The 14,442-nt window shown below is 65.0% G+C and carries 16 protein-coding genes; 3 read left to right on the top strand and 13 right to left on the bottom strand.

Annotated elements, in window-relative coordinates; translation table 11 throughout:
- On the top strand, positions 1-1,041 hold the full coding sequence (locus AC3A6B_RS00210) for a sigma-70 family RNA polymerase sigma factor (RefSeq protein ID WP_487834743.1): 1,041 nt from the start codon (positions 1-3) through the stop codon (positions 1,039-1,041).
- Between the two features lie 43 nt (positions 1,042-1,084).
- Positions 1,085-2,521 (top strand): 23S rRNA (uracil(1939)-C(5))-methyltransferase RlmD, encoded by a 1,437-nt coding sequence (gene rlmD / locus AC3A6B_RS00205; RefSeq protein WP_487834742.1) that lies wholly within the window; start codon positions 1,085-1,087, stop codon positions 2,519-2,521.
- Between the two features lie 42 nt (positions 2,522-2,563).
- On the opposite strand, the gene AC3A6B_RS00200 is transcribed toward rlmD, so the two are convergent.
- A complete protein-coding gene (locus AC3A6B_RS00200) occupies positions 2,564-3,265 on the bottom strand; it encodes a Bax inhibitor-1/YccA family protein (protein WP_487834741.1) in 702 nt (233 codons plus the stop codon).
- Between the two features lie 179 nt (positions 3,266-3,444).
- Between AC3A6B_RS00200 and AC3A6B_RS00195 the strand changes: the two genes are divergently transcribed.
- Complete coding sequence (locus tag AC3A6B_RS00195; protein ID WP_487834740.1) at positions 3,445-3,852, top strand: GlcG/HbpS family heme-binding protein; 408 nt, start codon at positions 3,445-3,447, stop codon at positions 3,850-3,852.
- 178 nt (positions 3,853-4,030) lie between these two features.
- Here the strand turns inward: AC3A6B_RS00195 and hemP are convergent, their stop codons facing one another.
- From hemP to AC3A6B_RS00135, 12 genes are all read right to left on the bottom strand, one after another.
- On the bottom strand, positions 4,031-4,243 hold the full coding sequence (gene hemP / locus AC3A6B_RS00190) for a hemin uptake protein HemP (protein ID WP_487834739.1): 213 nt from the start codon (positions 4,241-4,243) through the stop codon (positions 4,031-4,033).
- Positions 4,244-4,337: 94 nt separating this feature from the next.
- On the bottom strand, positions 4,338-4,751 hold the full coding sequence (locus AC3A6B_RS00185; RefSeq protein WP_487834738.1) for an ExbD/TolR family protein: 414 nt from the start codon (positions 4,749-4,751) through the stop codon (positions 4,338-4,340).
- A 5-nt stretch (positions 4,752-4,756) separates the two neighbouring features.
- A complete protein-coding gene (locus AC3A6B_RS00180) occupies positions 4,757-5,470 on the bottom strand; it encodes a MotA/TolQ/ExbB proton channel family protein (RefSeq protein WP_126836491.1) in 714 nt (237 codons plus the stop codon).
- Positions 5,471-5,486: 16 nt separating this feature from the next.
- A complete protein-coding gene (locus AC3A6B_RS00175; protein ID WP_487835221.1) occupies positions 5,487-6,194 on the bottom strand; it encodes an energy transducer TonB in 708 nt (235 codons plus the stop codon).
- Between the two features lie 96 nt (positions 6,195-6,290).
- On the bottom strand, positions 6,291-6,563 hold the full coding sequence (locus AC3A6B_RS00170) for a (2Fe-2S)-binding protein (protein WP_487835220.1): 273 nt from the start codon (positions 6,561-6,563) through the stop codon (positions 6,291-6,293).
- A gap of 103 nt (positions 6,564-6,666) precedes the next feature.
- Positions 6,667-7,347, bottom strand: coding sequence for a Fe2+-dependent dioxygenase (locus tag AC3A6B_RS00165; RefSeq protein WP_487835219.1), 681 nt, complete (start codon positions 7,345-7,347; stop codon positions 6,667-6,669).
- Between the two features lie 85 nt (positions 7,348-7,432).
- Positions 7,433-9,721 (bottom strand): catecholate siderophore receptor Fiu, encoded by a 2,289-nt coding sequence (locus AC3A6B_RS00160; RefSeq protein ID WP_487834737.1) that lies wholly within the window; start codon positions 9,719-9,721, stop codon positions 7,433-7,435.
- A 225-nt stretch (positions 9,722-9,946) separates the two neighbouring features.
- A complete protein-coding gene (locus tag AC3A6B_RS00155) occupies positions 9,947-11,308 on the bottom strand; it encodes a sulfite reductase subunit alpha (RefSeq protein WP_487834736.1) in 1,362 nt (453 codons plus the stop codon).
- Positions 11,305-12,258, bottom strand: a complete 954-nt coding sequence (locus tag AC3A6B_RS00150) for an FAD:protein FMN transferase (protein ID WP_487834735.1) — start codon at positions 12,256-12,258, stop codon at positions 11,305-11,307. Before AC3A6B_RS00150 ends, AC3A6B_RS00155 begins: the two co-directional genes overlap by 4 nt.
- Before the next feature lie 74 nt (positions 12,259-12,332).
- Positions 12,333-13,139, bottom strand: coding sequence for a DUF4198 domain-containing protein (locus AC3A6B_RS00145; protein ID WP_487834734.1), 807 nt, complete (start codon positions 13,137-13,139; stop codon positions 12,333-12,335).
- A 35-nt stretch (positions 13,140-13,174) separates the two neighbouring features.
- The gene (locus AC3A6B_RS00140) at positions 13,175-13,696 is read right to left on the bottom strand and encodes a DUF2271 domain-containing protein (RefSeq protein WP_487834733.1); all 522 of its coding nucleotides are present in this window, start codon (positions 13,694-13,696) and stop codon (positions 13,175-13,177) included.
- A gap of 19 nt (positions 13,697-13,715) precedes the next feature.
- Complete coding sequence (locus AC3A6B_RS00135; protein WP_487834732.1) at positions 13,716-14,360, bottom strand: PepSY-associated TM helix domain-containing protein; 645 nt, start codon at positions 14,358-14,360, stop codon at positions 13,716-13,718.
- Positions 14,361-14,442: the final 82 nt, after the last annotated feature.

Raw genomic sequence — 14,442 nt, 5'->3', positions numbered from 1 at the left:
ATGGCTGCCTCCGTCCCGCGTCGCATCCCGGTCGTGCGGCGCGCGGCGGGCAACGGCAGCATCTCGACCTTCCGGCCTTACAAGCCTGCGAGCCTGCCCGCTCCTGCGGACGACGTCGTTGACCGCGCGGACAAGGGCGCGCCGCCCGAGATTCCGCACGACGCGGTGCCGGTCGATCCAGGCGGTGAAGGCGGCGATTCGCTGACGCTCTACCTGCGCGAGATCCGGCGCACGGAACTGTTCACTCCCGACGAGGAATACCAGACCGCCTGCGCCGCGCGCAGCGGCGACTTCGCGGCGCGGCAATCGATGATCGAGCACAACCTGCGGCTCGTGGTCAACATCGCCAAGGCCTATCTCGGCCGCGGCGTTCCGCTCGTTGATCTGATCGAAGAAGGCAACCTCGGCCTGATGCATGCGATCAACAAGTTCGAGCCGGAGCGGGGCTTTCGCTTCTCCACTTATGCAACCTGGTGGATTCGCCAGTCGATCGAACGGGCGGCGATGATGCAGGCCCGCGCGATCCGGCTGCCGGTGCATGTGGTTCGCGAACTGCAGCAGGTGATGCGCGCACGCCGCGCGTTGGAGGGCGACGCCGACTTCATCGCCCGCCGGCCCGACGGCGTTCGGGTCGAAGATGTCGCGGCGCTGCTGGGCCGCGAGGTGCAGGCGGTGGCCGAGCTGATGGCGCTCTCCGAGGCGCCACGTTCGCTCGATGCGGGCAGCGAGCGCGGCGACGACAGCTTCAGCCTGGCCGAAACGGTGGCTTCGGAAGACGAGGGCGGAGACCCGACAGGGGTGACGCAAACGCACGAGGTCGAGAAGCTTCTCGATCGATGGATCCTCGCACTGAGCGAACGCGAGCGCGAGGTGCTGGAAGGCCGCTACGGCCTGCATGACCGCGATCCGGAAACACTCGAGGTGTTGAGCGTGCGCCTCGGACTGACGCGGGAACGCGTGCGGCAGATCCAGAACGAGGCGCTCGCCAAGATGCGCCGCCAGCTCGCGCGCGCCGGGGTGCGGCGCGATGCACTTTTGTAGCCTCCGGGCCGAGGGCGCAGCGCAGCCCTGAGACAATCCGTGCATGACGGATTCGATAGAGAAGAAGGCGGCGCAGCAACAAGCCCGCGATGAATGGCTGCACGTCGAGTCGCTCGACCTCGACGCACAAGGCGTAGCGCACAAGGCCGACGGCATGGTGGTGTTCATCGAAGGCGCATTGCCTTTCGAAGAAGTGCAGTTCAGCGTGCACCGTAAGAAGAACAACTGGGAGCAGGGCACCGTGGCGGCGATCCGCCGCGAATCGTCGCAGCGCGTGCGCCCCGGCTGTCCGCATTTCGGCCTGCACGCCGGTGCCTGCGGCGGCTGCAAGATGCAGCACCTGGATGCCGCGGCGCAGGTGGCGGTGAAACAGCGTGCGCTCGAAGATAACCTGTGGCATCTCGGCAAAGTGCGCCCCGAGAACATGCTGCGGCCGCTGGAAGGTCCCGCCTGGCACTACCGCTATCGCGCCCGCCTGTCGATGCGCTACGTGGCCAAGAAGGGCACTGTGCTGATCGGCTTTCACGAGCGCAAGAGCCGTTACCTGGCGGACATGCAGGTGTGCCCCGTGCTGCCCGCCCAGGTCAGCGCCATGCTCATGCCCTTGCGCGAGCTCGTCGGCTCGATGGAGGCGCGGGACACCTGTCCGCAGATCGAACTGGCTTGCGGAGACGCGCCGGACGGCGCCGGCCTCGGGTTGATCGCCCTGGTGCTGAGGCACCTGCAGCCGCTGTCCGCGGCGGACATTGGGCGGCTCCAGGCTTTTGCGGCGCAGCACCCCGGCGTGCAATGGTGGCTGCAGGCCAAAGGGCCCGAGACGGTGAAGCTTCTCGAGCCCGGTGGTCCCGCGCTCGCTTACGAGTTGCCGGAGTTCGGCGTCACGATGCCGTTCAAGCCGACCGATTTCACGCAGGTCAATCCGCACATCAATCGCGCGCTGGTCAGCCGCGCCTTGCGCCTGCTCGACGTGCAGTCGGACGAGCGCGTGATCGACTGGTTCTGCGGCCTGGGCAACTTCACGTTGCCGCTGGCGAGCCGCGCGCGCGAGGTGTTGGGCATCGAGGGCAGCGACGCGCTGGTGGCGCGGGCGACCGACAACTTCGAGCACAACCGGCCCGCGGTGCCCGGTCGAGGGGCGCTGGCCCCGATCCGCTTCGTCGCGCGCAACCTGTTCGAGATGACACCCGCAATGCTGGTGGCCGACGGCGCGGCGGACAAATGGCTGGTCGATCCGCCGCGCGAGGGTGCGTTTGCGCTGGCGAAGGCGCTCGCCGACCTTCATCAGCAGGTCGAACTGCACGAAGGCGGCTGGTCGCCGCCGAAGCGCATCGTCTATGTGAGCTGCAATCCCTCGACGCTGGCGCGCGACGCCGGCCTCCTGGTGCATCAGGCGGGCTATCGCTGTACCTTCGCCGGTGTGGTCAACATGTTCCCGCACACGGCCCATGTCGAGTCGATCGCGGTGTTCGAGCGGGCATGAAAAAGGGCCCCGAGGGGCCCTTGCTTGAAGCGGCTCAGGCGCTCAGTCGCGCTCGCCGCCGAAGATGCCGAGCAAGGCCAGCAGGCTCTGGAACACGTTGAACAGGTCCAGATAGAGCGCGAGCGTGGCGCTGATGTAGTTGGTCTCGCCGCCGTCCATGACCTGCTTCAGGTCATACAGCATGAAGGCCGAGAAGATGCCGATGGCGGCGACCGAGATCGCCATCATGCCGGCGCTCGAGCCGACGAAGACATTGATGATCGCGCCGACCATCAGCACCAGCGCGCCGACGAACAGCCACTTGCCCATGCCGGTCAGATCGCGCTTGATCACCGTTGCCAGCGAGGCCATGACGAAGAACACGCCGGCGGTGCCGCCGAAGGCGGTCATGACCAGTTCGGAGCCGTTCTTGAAACCCAGCACCATCGCGATCAGCCGCGACAGCATCAGGCCCATGAAGAAGGTGAAGGCCAGCAGCACCGGCACGCCGGCGGCCGAGTTCTTGGTTTTCTCGATCGCAAAAATGAAGCCGAAGGCGCCGCCCAGGAAGACCATGAGGCCGAGACCGCCGCTGAGCGAGCGGGTGATGCCGGTGGCGACGCCCAGCCAGGCGCCCAGCACGGTGGGCAGCAGGCTCAGGGCGAGCAGCCAATAGGTATTGCGCAGGACGCGCTGGCGCTCTGCCTGCGGCAACGTCTGGCCGTAGCCGACGGTGGTGTCGAGGGTGTTGACGCGGTCGTTCATTGCTGAAACTCCTGATGTTTGCTGCAACGCTGCAGTTGGGGCCCATTCTAGGTGGCCGCAAGAGCCGGCCGCGACAAAAACCCGCATCCGGATGTCCCTAAGGCGCTTTCCGCCATCCGTAAGGGCTCATACAGGTGCGGGCGCTATGCTCCGGCACTTAGTTCACTTTTTGCAAGACCATGAAGACCAAGTCTTTTCTCGAACTCGCCGATGTCAAGGCCATTGCCGCCGCCGCCGAGGCGGAAGCGCTCAAGAACAACTGGGCCGTGACCATTGCCATCGCCGACGATGCCGGCAACCTGCTCTGGCTGCAGCGGCTGGACGGCGCGGCGGCCTTGTCGTCGCACATCGCGCCGGCCAAGGCCCACACGGCGGCGATGGGAAGGCGCGAGAGCCGGATCTATGAAGACATGATCAACGGCGGCCGCACGTCGTTCCTGACGGCGCCCGGGGTGCAGGGGCTGCTCGAGGGGGGTGTGCCGATCCTCAAGGATGGCCAGGTGATCGGTGCGGTCGGCGTCAGCGGCGTCAAGTCGAACGAAGACGCGCAGATTGCCAAGGCGGGCATCGCCGCGCTCGGCCTCTGATCGCAGGCTTCAAAACAAGAACGCCGACTTTCGGGTCGGCGTTTTCTTTTTTGGCGTTCAAGGTGGAAAAAAAAGCTTGGCTAGTCGGCGAACCGTTGGCTAGCAAAAAACGACCCTTCGGAGATGAATCTCCTCGAGTCGCCCCACGATGAAACTTGCGCGAGGGGCGGGCTGATCTCTATTTGGTCAGGATCAGCTTGCCGAGTTTGGTGGCTTGCAGCCGGTAGAGCGAGCCGTTGTGCATGATCCCGACGATCTTGCTGCCCTTGAGAAGCTCCGTGCTCTCGAAGAGGGCTGCAGGGCGGGGCGCCTCCGCGGCGGCGCGGCCGCCGCCCGAATGGTCGAGCGAGGGATGGTTCAGGACGGTGAATGCGTTGGGAGTTGCTGGCATTGGAATTCCCCTTTGAAAGCGATGAGTGAATGATAATGATTCGCAATAAAAAGTCAATCGTCTCGATCGAACTTTTTGATTTGCAAAGCACGCTCTACTTCGCTTCGGGTTCCGTGATGAAGCCGATCTTGCGCACGCCGGTCTCGCGCGCTGCCGACATCGCCTGTGCAACGCGCTCGTAGCGCACCGCCTTGTCGCCGCGGATGTGCAACTCGGGTTGCGGATCCTTGGCCGCTTCGGCCGCGAGTCGCGTCTTCAGTTCGGCGTCGTCGATCTTCTGCTCGTTCCAGTAGTAGCTGCCGTCGGCGGCCACGGTGAACAGGATGTTCTGCGGCTTGGTCTGCTCCGGCTCGCTGCTCGCTCGGGGCAAGTCGATGTTCACTGCGTGCTTCATCACCGGAACGGTGATGATGAAGATGATCAAGAGCACCAGCATGACGTCGACCAGCGGCGTCATGTTGATCTCGTTCATCACCTCGTCGGGTTCGTCCTGGGTTCCGAAAGCCATGGTGCTCAGCCTTTCTTGAGCGGAACGACGGTGGCCTCGACGCCGCTCTGGACGCGTGCCCCGGTCACGAAGTAGGCATGGAGGTCGTGCGCGAAGCTGTTGAGCTTGGTCAGCACGAACTTGTTGCCGCGCACCAGCGCGTTGTAGCCCAGCACCGCCGGAATGGCCACCGCCAGGCCCAGCGCCGTCATGATCAGCGCTTCGCCGATCGGGCCTGCCACCTTGTCGATGGTGGCTTGGCCGGCCGAGCCGATGCTCATCAAGGCGTGATAGATGCCCCAGACGGTGCCGAAAAGACCGATGAAAGGCGCCGTCGAGCCGACCGAAGCCAGGATGGCCAGGCCGGTCTGCAGGCGCGCGGTGAATTCGTCGATGCCGTTGCGCAGCGCGCGCGTGATCCAGTCGCTCACGTCGAGCGCATCGTGCAGATGGGCCTTGGTGTTGCGGTGATGGGCCGCCGCCTCGCGGCCTTCCAGGGCGAGGGCGCGAAACGGATTGCTGTCGTCCTTGCCGAGCTTGTTGAGCGCGGTGGCGAAGTCTTCGCTGTGCCAGAAGTCCTGCGAGTGCTTCGCGAGACGCTTGTACTTGATGACGTCCAGCGCCTTGATCAGGATCACGATCCACGACGCGAGCGACATGCCGATCAGCAGCAAGGCGACGGCCTTGGTGACGAAGTCGCCCTGCGCCCATACGTTCATCAGGCCAAATTGGGAATCCATAACTACTGCTCCGGAACTATTGGGAAAGTGTGAAATTGAAAGGCGCCTTCAACAGGTACACGGTCGCCTCGTTGGCGCCCGGCTGCTTGATCGGCGTGACCTGCGATGACATGGCTGCCTCGCGCGCTGCCTGGTCGAGCCGGTCGTAGCCGCTGGACTTGAAAATCTCGGCGCGTTTGGCGAAGCCTGCGCTGTTGAAATAGACCGCAACGATCACCGTGCCGGTCTCGCCCAATCGCTTGCTCATCGCCGGATAGGTGATGCGAGGTTCGCGGATGTACTGCGTCTGGCCCTGGCTGATTTCGACGAGCTTGGGCGCTGGCGGTGCCGGCGGCGCGGCAGGGGGAGCAGGCGGCTCCGGCGGCGCTGGCGGTGCAACGGGCGCCGGCGGGGGCGGCGGCTCGATACTCCCCGTGGGCGCATTGGGTGCCGGTGTGGGCTTGGGCTCCCGTATCGCCTGTGGCCGCGGCGGCGGAGGCGTCTTCGTCACTTCCCGCTTGGGCGGTTCGGGCGGCGGTGGCGGCGGTTCTGCCGGCTTGGGCGGCTCGATGAACTCGCTCAGGATTTCCACCGGGATGACCACCTCGGCAGCGCGGCGGAGCAGCCCACTTTGCAGCGCCCACAGGGCCGCGACGTGAAAGAGCACCACGCCGCCTGCGATGACAGCGTTGCGCGAGAGGCCCAGAACGGAGGGAGGAGGCGAGGAAAAGCGGTCAGACACGATCAACTATGGAGTGCCGGCCCTTGCGAAAGGTGCCCGGCTGCAGCGGAACCGCCGATTACTTACGAAGAATCCACCAGACCGAGCCGGTGACGAGGATCAGGCTGCCGCCGAGTGCCGAGAAGAGTTCCATGCCCTGCTTTCCGTGATGGAGTTGGCAAGCTGGATCGACCTCTGTTCCGATTCGCGGTTGAGCGCGGCAACCGGATGGGAAGCGCTGCATTGCGCGACCACGTCGCGCGCGCAGCCTTCGCACTGGCCGCACTGGGTGGCCACGCCGAGTTCAAACTGTACTTCGTCGAAGGTCATGCCGGCGCGCACATGGCGTGCGATTTCGCGGTCTGACACTCGGCGACATACGCAAACGATCATGGCGGTGAGGCGGCGGTTGGCTGGCTGGTTGTAAGAGGCTTGATTATAAATACGAATTCCTCGCATTTGCAATAACTATTGCGCCCACAATGGAATTCCCCGCTCACACCTCGGCCCACATCCGCAGCAGATTGTGATAGTTGCCCGTCAGGGCCACGCTCTCTTCGGACTCGCCCAGGCGCGCCCGCAACTTCTGGATGGTCTGGTCAAGTTCGAACAGCAGGGCGCGCTGACGGTCGTCGCGCACCATGCTCTGAAGCCAGAAGAAGGCGCATATCCGCGCGCCTTGCGTCACCGGATGCACGCGGTGCAGGCTGCTGGAGGGATACAGAATCAGATCGCCCGCCGGCAACTTGACTTCGTGGGTGCCGTAGGTGTCCACGACTTCCAGTTCGCCTCCTTCGTAGTCCTCCGGCTCGGACAGGAACAGGGTGCACGACAGATCGGTGCGCAATTGCTCGCCGGTGCCGGGCACGGAGCGCACCGATCCGTCCACGTGCAGTCCGTAGTGTTCGCCGCCTTCGTAGCGATTGAACAGCGGTGGCACGAACCGCAGCGGCAGCGCAGCGGAAAAGAGCAGGGCATTCTTGGCCAGTGCGGCCAGGATGGTGCTGCCCAACACGCGAGTCACGGGGGAGAGCTCGGGCAACTGACGATTGCGCTTGACCTTGGCGCCCTGTTCCCCCACGGTTTCCCTGCCGTCCACCCAATCGGTCGTGTCGAGGGTTGCTCGTATTTCGCGCACCTGATCCCGCGTCAGGACATCGGGCACATGCAACATCATTTGCAAGGTCTCCATGAAAAAAGCCCCAGCGCGACGACTGGGGCGGCGAGTTTCGCATTCCTCGAGCGTGGAATGCCGGGGCGCGTCAGAACTTGAAGTTGGCAGTCAAGGTCGCGGAGCGCGGCGTTCCGATCGTCAGCCGGTTCCCTGCGTTGTTCACCCGCGCCAGATAGAACTTGTCCGTCAGGTTGTACAGGTTGAGCTGGATCGCCACGTTCTTGTTGATCTCGTAGCCGATCATCGCGTCGAAGACCGTATAGCTCGGAATCGTCGGGAAGAAGGTGGTCGGCGTCAGCGCCGCGTTCGATGTCGCCCGCGCCTGCGTGTCGACGTAACGTGCGCCGCCCCCGACGATCAGGCCCATGGGAAACTTGTAGGTCGTCCAGAGCGTGGCCGTGAGCTTCGGCGAGAAGCGGATCTGGGCGCCGTTCTGCGTGGTGCTTGTCCGCGACCCTTCCAGGATCTCGGTGTCGATGCTGGCGATGCCCGCGATGACCTGCCATGCAGGCGTGATCTGCCCGATGGCGCTCAGTTCAATGCCCTGCACCCGCGTCTTGCCGTACTGCTCGGTGTTGCCGAAGGTATCGACCTGAGCCTGTTCGTTCTCGTTGGTGGTCCGGAACAGTGCGCCGGTCACCGCGAGGCGCTTGTCCAGCAGATCCCACTTGGTGCCGATCTCGGCGGTCTTCGCCTTCTGAGGATCGAGGTTCGGATTGTTGATGTTGGTGGCCGTGCCCGACAGCGCGAAGTCGGAACCTGGCGGTTTCGCGGACGTGGCGTAGGCGGCATAGATGCTTCCATTGGGGGCCGGCTTGAACACCACGCCTAGCTTGCCCGTGAGAAGGTTGTCGGATTTGCCGAGCCGCGTTGCGAGTTGCGTTCCATTGGCTGCAGGTGCGTCGAGGCTGTAAAAATCGCTCTTGTAGTGCTCGTAGCGCAGACCGCCGTTGATCAGCCATTGCTCGTTGAGCTGGATGGTGTCGAAAGCGTACAGCGCGGCCGTGGTCGTCTTGCCGGCGGTGCTGGCGCCGGTCGGCAGCACCGGAACGAAGGCGCGGTTGACGTTGGGGGCGTAGAGGTTGTTGTAGGCAAGGAACGAAGTGCCCGAGCGCACGCCGTTGAGCGCGTTGATCTGGGCAGCCATGGCGGTGTTGTCCTGCTCTTCGCGGCCGAACTCGACGCCGGCGCTGATGGAGTGCTTCAAGCCGCCCAGGGTCAGGTCCGCCGTGATGTTCGTCTGGTTCGCAAAGATCTCGTTGTCTTGAAGCTTGCCCTGCGGCGTCGTGCGCACCGACCAGCCCAGCGGATTGAACACGTTCGGGACGAGCAGCCCGTTGCTGAACACGCCCGTCAGCGTCAGGTCTTGCTTGGTGCGGCCCCAGCGGGAGATGTTGCGGATCGTCACGCCGGGCGCAATGTCGTGTTCGATGCGCGCCGTGAACATGTCGGCCTTCACGTCGTCATGGTCCGACAGGAAGCCGTAGTAGTTGTTGGTGTCGACCCGAGGGCCGTTGCCGCCGATGCGCGCCAGATCGGCAAGGTAGTAGCCTTCGAGGCCGACCACGGGAATGCCGCCGTCAGGGCGATTCTTCTGGTCCATGTGCAGATAGGACAGGTAGATGCGCGTTGGCGTGCCGAGGCCGATGGCGAGCGAAGGCGCGATGCCCCATCGATTGTTCTCGACCAGGTCCCGTCCCGGAACCCCGCCGTCCTGCGCCATGGCATTCAGACGAAATGCCACCGAACCGGTTTCGTTCAGCGCCCGGTTGAGGTCGACCGTTGCCCGCTTCTGGCTGGCGGAGCCCAGGCTCACGCTGCCGGCGAAGAAGTTCTCGGCGGCGGGCACCTTGGATACCAGATTGATGTAGCCGGTCGGCGATCCGCGGCCGATGTCGGCGCCCGCAGGGCCCTTGACCACCTCGACCTGTTCGATATTGAACATGTCGCGCGACACGGTGCCCACGTCGCGGATGCCGTCGACGAAGATGCTGCCCGAGGTGTCGAAGCCGCGCATGAACACGGCGTCGCCTGTGGACGTGTTGCCGTTCTCCCCCATCTGGAAGGTGATGCCGGGCGTATTGCGCAGCGCCTCCGTCAGCGTCGTCGCGCCCTGGTCCTGCAGGACCTCCTTCTTGATGACGGTGATGGTTTGCGGCGTATCCACCAGCGGCTGCGTGAACTTGGGCGATGAAGACGCTTCGGGCTTGTAGCTATCGGCTGTCGCTTCGATCTTGACTTCGCGCAACGTGTTCGCCGTGCTGGTCTGCGCCGCGACGGGCATCGAGATCGCGATCAGGGTTGCGGCTGCTGCGCCAGTCAACTGGGGGGATGGCGCGCGCCCGACGGCGTGCTTGCGGCTCTTGATATAGGCCATGAAGGGTTCTCCGGAAAGACGGCATGTGAGAACTCGACTGGCGGGTCCGAGACGCGCCCTGAGGGGCGGCGGGGGATTGGCTGGGTGAGCTGAGTCGCAGAGGGCGCGACTTCGGGGGAATGATAATTAATCTCAATACGTTTGTTTACGTATTTCCAAAATTGAGACTAAGAGCCGCTGTGTTTGTTGCCAGTTAGCAACCGGGCGGCCGTGCAAGCCTGCGCCTCAATAGACGTCGCGTCTATAGCGGCCGGTGGCCGTGAGTTCACGGATCACGGCGTCACCGGCGATCTGCCGCAATGCCGCATCGACGCCGGATGCCATGCCCTTCAGGCTGCCGCACACGTACACCGCCGCGCCGCGACCGATCCATGCGAGCACTTCTTCGGAAGCCTGCAGCAATCGATGCTGGACGTAGAGGCGTTCGGGCTGATCGCGCGAGAAGACCATGTCGAGCCGGCGCAAAACGCCTGCAGCGTTCCAGGCTTCGATTTCGGCGCGGAAGAGAAAGTCGTGCTGGGCGTTGCGCTCGCCGAAGACCAGCCAGTTGTCGTGCTGACGGGCGTCGGCGCGCGCTCGCAGATGGCTGCGCAGGCCGGCCAGGCCGGTGCCGTTGCCGATGAGAATCAGCGGCCGCTGCGCATTGCCTTCGAGGCGGAAATTGCCGTGCGGTCGAAGACGCAGCGCCACCGTGTCACCAATGGCCAAGGTCGAGGTCAGCAGGCCCGATGCGGCACCCAGAGTTCCGTCGGGGTGCTGTTCCTGCCGCACCAGCAGTTGGAGTTCTCCGTCGGCTTGAATCGAGGAGATCGAATAGTCGCGCGGCCGGCCCGGATCGCTGGCGATGGTGATCTGCGCCACGTCTCCGGACTCCCACTGTGCTGCAGTTCCCGTCGGCGGCACGAACGCCAGGTGGTACACCGGGGCGCCGGCGCTGCCCGCATTCAAGCGTTGGCGCGCGGCGAGACGCCACGGCATGGGCTTTGCGCTGTCGTCTTCCACCTGCGCAACCGCGTCGCCGCCGCATCGGGCCCGCCAGACGGCGAGACTGGCCGGGTCGGTGTTGTCGACTTCAAGACGCTCGAATGTGCGCGTGGCGCCGGCCGAGTGAAGCCACTCGTCGAGCGCACGGCCGAAGCCGCAGAAGTTCGCGTACTGGCGATCACCCAATGCGAGCACCGCGTAGCGCAGCAAGGAGAAGTCGGCGGTGCCGCCCATCACCTCCTCGGCGAACACGCTGGCGCCGTCGGGTGCGTCGCCTTCACCGTAAGTGCTGACGATGAAGAGCGCAGAGCTTGTGTCGCGCAAGGTCCTCTCATCGGCTTCGTTGAGCGACATGACGCGGACCGGCGTCCCTGCTGCGCGCAACCAGCCTGCGGTTTGCCAGGCGATGGCTTCCGCCTGGCCGGTCTGGCTCGCGAACAGCACCAGCGCGGCTTGTTCGGGGCTGTCTCCGGCGAGCGCGGCGGCGGCGCGCGCCGTGGCTTGGCGACGCCGGCGTTGGCGCCAGTACACCGCCAGGCACAGCCACAGGTAGGCGAACGCCGCCGAGCCGGCGGCCATCGCGCGCACGGTGGCCTCGGTCATGCGACTTGCGTTGCCCAGGCGTTGCTGGCGATCATCCTGTGCCCTGCGTCTTCCCGGCAAACGAACAGGGCGGCAATCCCGCGGCGTTGCGCAAAGGCGAGGCCGTCGTCCGGGCCGAGCACCGTGAGAACGGTGGCGAGCGCGTCGGCGTGCATGCACTGGCGATGCAACACAGTCACCGCTTGCAGCGCGTGCCGGGTCGGCTCGCCGCAGCGCGGATCGAGGGTGTGCGACCAGCTCCGACCCTCGTGTCGACGCCGGTGCCAGCGATCGCCCGAGGTGGCGACCGCCATGTCGCTGAGCGCAAGGCGTGTCGTGACACCGGACGCGGCATCGATCTGCACCTGCCACGGCTGCCCGCCGGGGCGGCGGCCGGCACCACGCAGTTCGCCGCCCACTTCAACGAGAAAATCCCCGAGCCCGAGCTTTTGCAGCTCGGCGGCTACCTGGTCGACCGCGAAGCCCTTGGCGATGCCCGAGAGATCGAGCGAGACATCACCCGGCTGCAGGATCGAGTTCGTCGCGGGCTCGAAGGCGATGCGCTGCCAGCCGATGCGCAGGCGTGACGCAGCGAGGTCGGCAGGCGAGGGCGGCAGCGGCGATGCATTGGCGTGTGCACCGAAACCCCAGAGAGCGACCAAGGGTCCGACGGTCGGATCGATGGCGCCTCCGCTTTCGGCAGCCCATTGCAATGCGCAGGCAAGCACGTTGGCAAATTCGGGCGCCAGCGCATGCCGGCTGCCGGCGGCAGCGTGGTTGAAGCGGCTGATGTCGGAGTCCGATTCCCAGGTGCTCATCTGGGCGATCACCCGGTCCAGCGCAAGCTCTGCGCTCGCACGAACGGTATCGAGAGGAATCAAGAGCAGGTTGTCGAACCTGAGCGACCAGGTCGTGCCCATGGTCTGCCCAGCGAGTTGCTGGAGGCTCGCAGGATCGGCGCGGCGCGGCACGGCCTCATTGGCATACCCCGCAGCGCCTCGGATCGCGAACGAAGGCCGCATGTGCGGCGTGTCCCGCAACGTGTTCAGGGCATCACTTCCAAGGTGGCGGCATAGCTCAGGCGCCGCTCCTTGGCTTGCGGCACCGTGGTCTTGCCGTCCTTGGTGCTGGCTTCGAGCCAGTACATGCCGGCCTGCGGCCAGGTCACGGAGAACTGGCCCTTGGCGTCGGTCTTGGCCGTGATCTCATCCACCTTGTCGCGATAGCGCGTGTTGCCGGGCGTGACCGTCACTTCGAGATCCTTGGCCGGCTGCCCGTCGATCTGCAGCACGAAGCTGGCCTTCTCGCCCTTCACCAGATCGGTCGGGTTGGTGGTCGTCACCAATTCGAGACCCTTGCCGCTCGGCTTGAGCACACTGGGTTTTCCCACGGTCACGAAGGTCTCGATCCGGCCCGCCGACTGCGTCACCTCGACCTCCTGCGCATCGGCCGGGATCTGGCTGGCGATGTTCTCCGGCGTGCCGCGTGCGCGCTTGGGTTGCCCGGTGGCCTTGTCCTTCCAGCGGGCGAACACGCCGCCATTGAGCACGGCGACGCGGTAGGTGCCGGGCTGCGCGAGGTTGAGGTCGAACACGCTGCGCAACTTGCCTTTATGGATGTTCTCGGCCTTCACGACGCTGCCGTCGGGCGCGGTCACGGCCAAGTTGTCGAGCGCCAGCGGATTGTGGTTGAAGAAGAACAGGTCGTTCGAAACGGCCGCGTCGACGGTGATCCAGTCGCCTTTCGAGAGGACGGTGCTTGATGGCAGCAGCCACACGTTGTGCGCCTGCACGGCAGCGGCGCCGGCGGAAAGAGCAAGGGCCAGGACGGCGGTGCGAAAAGCAAACTTCATGGTGAGACCCGATGAGAAGGATGAAAGGGGATGGATCAAGGCTTGAGCTCGAGCCGGACTTCGCCGAGTTCGCTGTTGCCGGCGACCTGGGGCTGCTCGGCCTTGGCCGGCGGCCACTGGAACGGAATGCTCACGATTTCGCGGCCGCCGACTTCGCGTGCCGCTTCGACGTACAGCTTGTAGGCGCCCGGCGCCAGCTTCGGCAGCGCAAACGAGCCTTCGGTGAAGCTGAGCTGGTGTTTGCCGGCAGGGCGGGTGGCGCTGCTCACGCCATCGACCGGCATCTGCAGCTCGCGTCCCGTGCGCCGCCACCACTGGCGCATGTCCTTGAGCCACTTGGTGCCTTCGCCTTCCGCATTGCCCTTGTTTTTGATGTCGTACCAGACGGCCAGCGTGGTGGCGACCGACTGGTCGGCGCGCTCGATCCACGCCGCGACGTACGGGCGGTGGTATTCGGCCACCGTCAGGCGCGGCACTTCGATGTTGACCGCGAGGCCGGCTGCGAAGGCGGGCGCGCCGAAGAGCGCTGCGAACGCGAGCGAATAGCGAACTTGCACGGGAGAACCTCTTTCCTGATCAATGAATGAACAACAGCGCGAGCAGCACCGGAACGACCATGCCCATGCCGACCATGGGCCAGGTGAAAGGCCGGTTGCCCGCATGCATCTTGAGAATGAACAGGCCGGTGACCGAGAATACCAGCGTGGCGGCCGCAAAGATGTCGATGAACCAGCTCCAGGCGGCGCCGGTGTGGCGGCCCTTGTGCAGGTCGTTGAAATAAGAGAGCCAGCCGCGGTCAGTGCGTTCGTATTCGATCTGCCCGTCGGACAGGCTGAGCCGCAGCCAGGCGTCGCCGCCGGGGCGCGGTAGCGAGAGATAGATTTCGTCGTCGGACCACTCCGCTTCGCGGCCCGAAGTGTCGATCGCCCATTGCTTCTGCAGCCAGGCCTGGAGTTCTGCCGGGAGTTCGGCCTCACCCTTGTGCGCCTTGACAGCCGGCAGCTGTTGCAAGAGGTGGCCGCGCAGCGCGTCGTCGATGGTGCCGGTCAGGCTGCTGACCTTCGGCTTGGCTTCGATGCCGGCGGCATGATTGAGGGTGAATCCCGTGACGCTGAACAGCACCATGCCTATCAGGCAGAGCGCCGAGCTGACCCAATGCCATTCATGCAAGGTCTTGAGCCAGTAGGCGCGGCGGCGATTGTCGGTGGCGGCGGGGGTCATTGAAGCCCGCGATTCTAGCCTTACAAATGAGAATGAATGCTATTTGCAAGAAGCGATGCGGGCAAAAAAATGCGGGCCGCAG

The sequence above is a fragment of the Variovorax sp. Soil_C_33 genome, from assembly GCF_057656935.1.
This window is presented reverse-complemented; position numbering and strand designations above follow the sequence as displayed.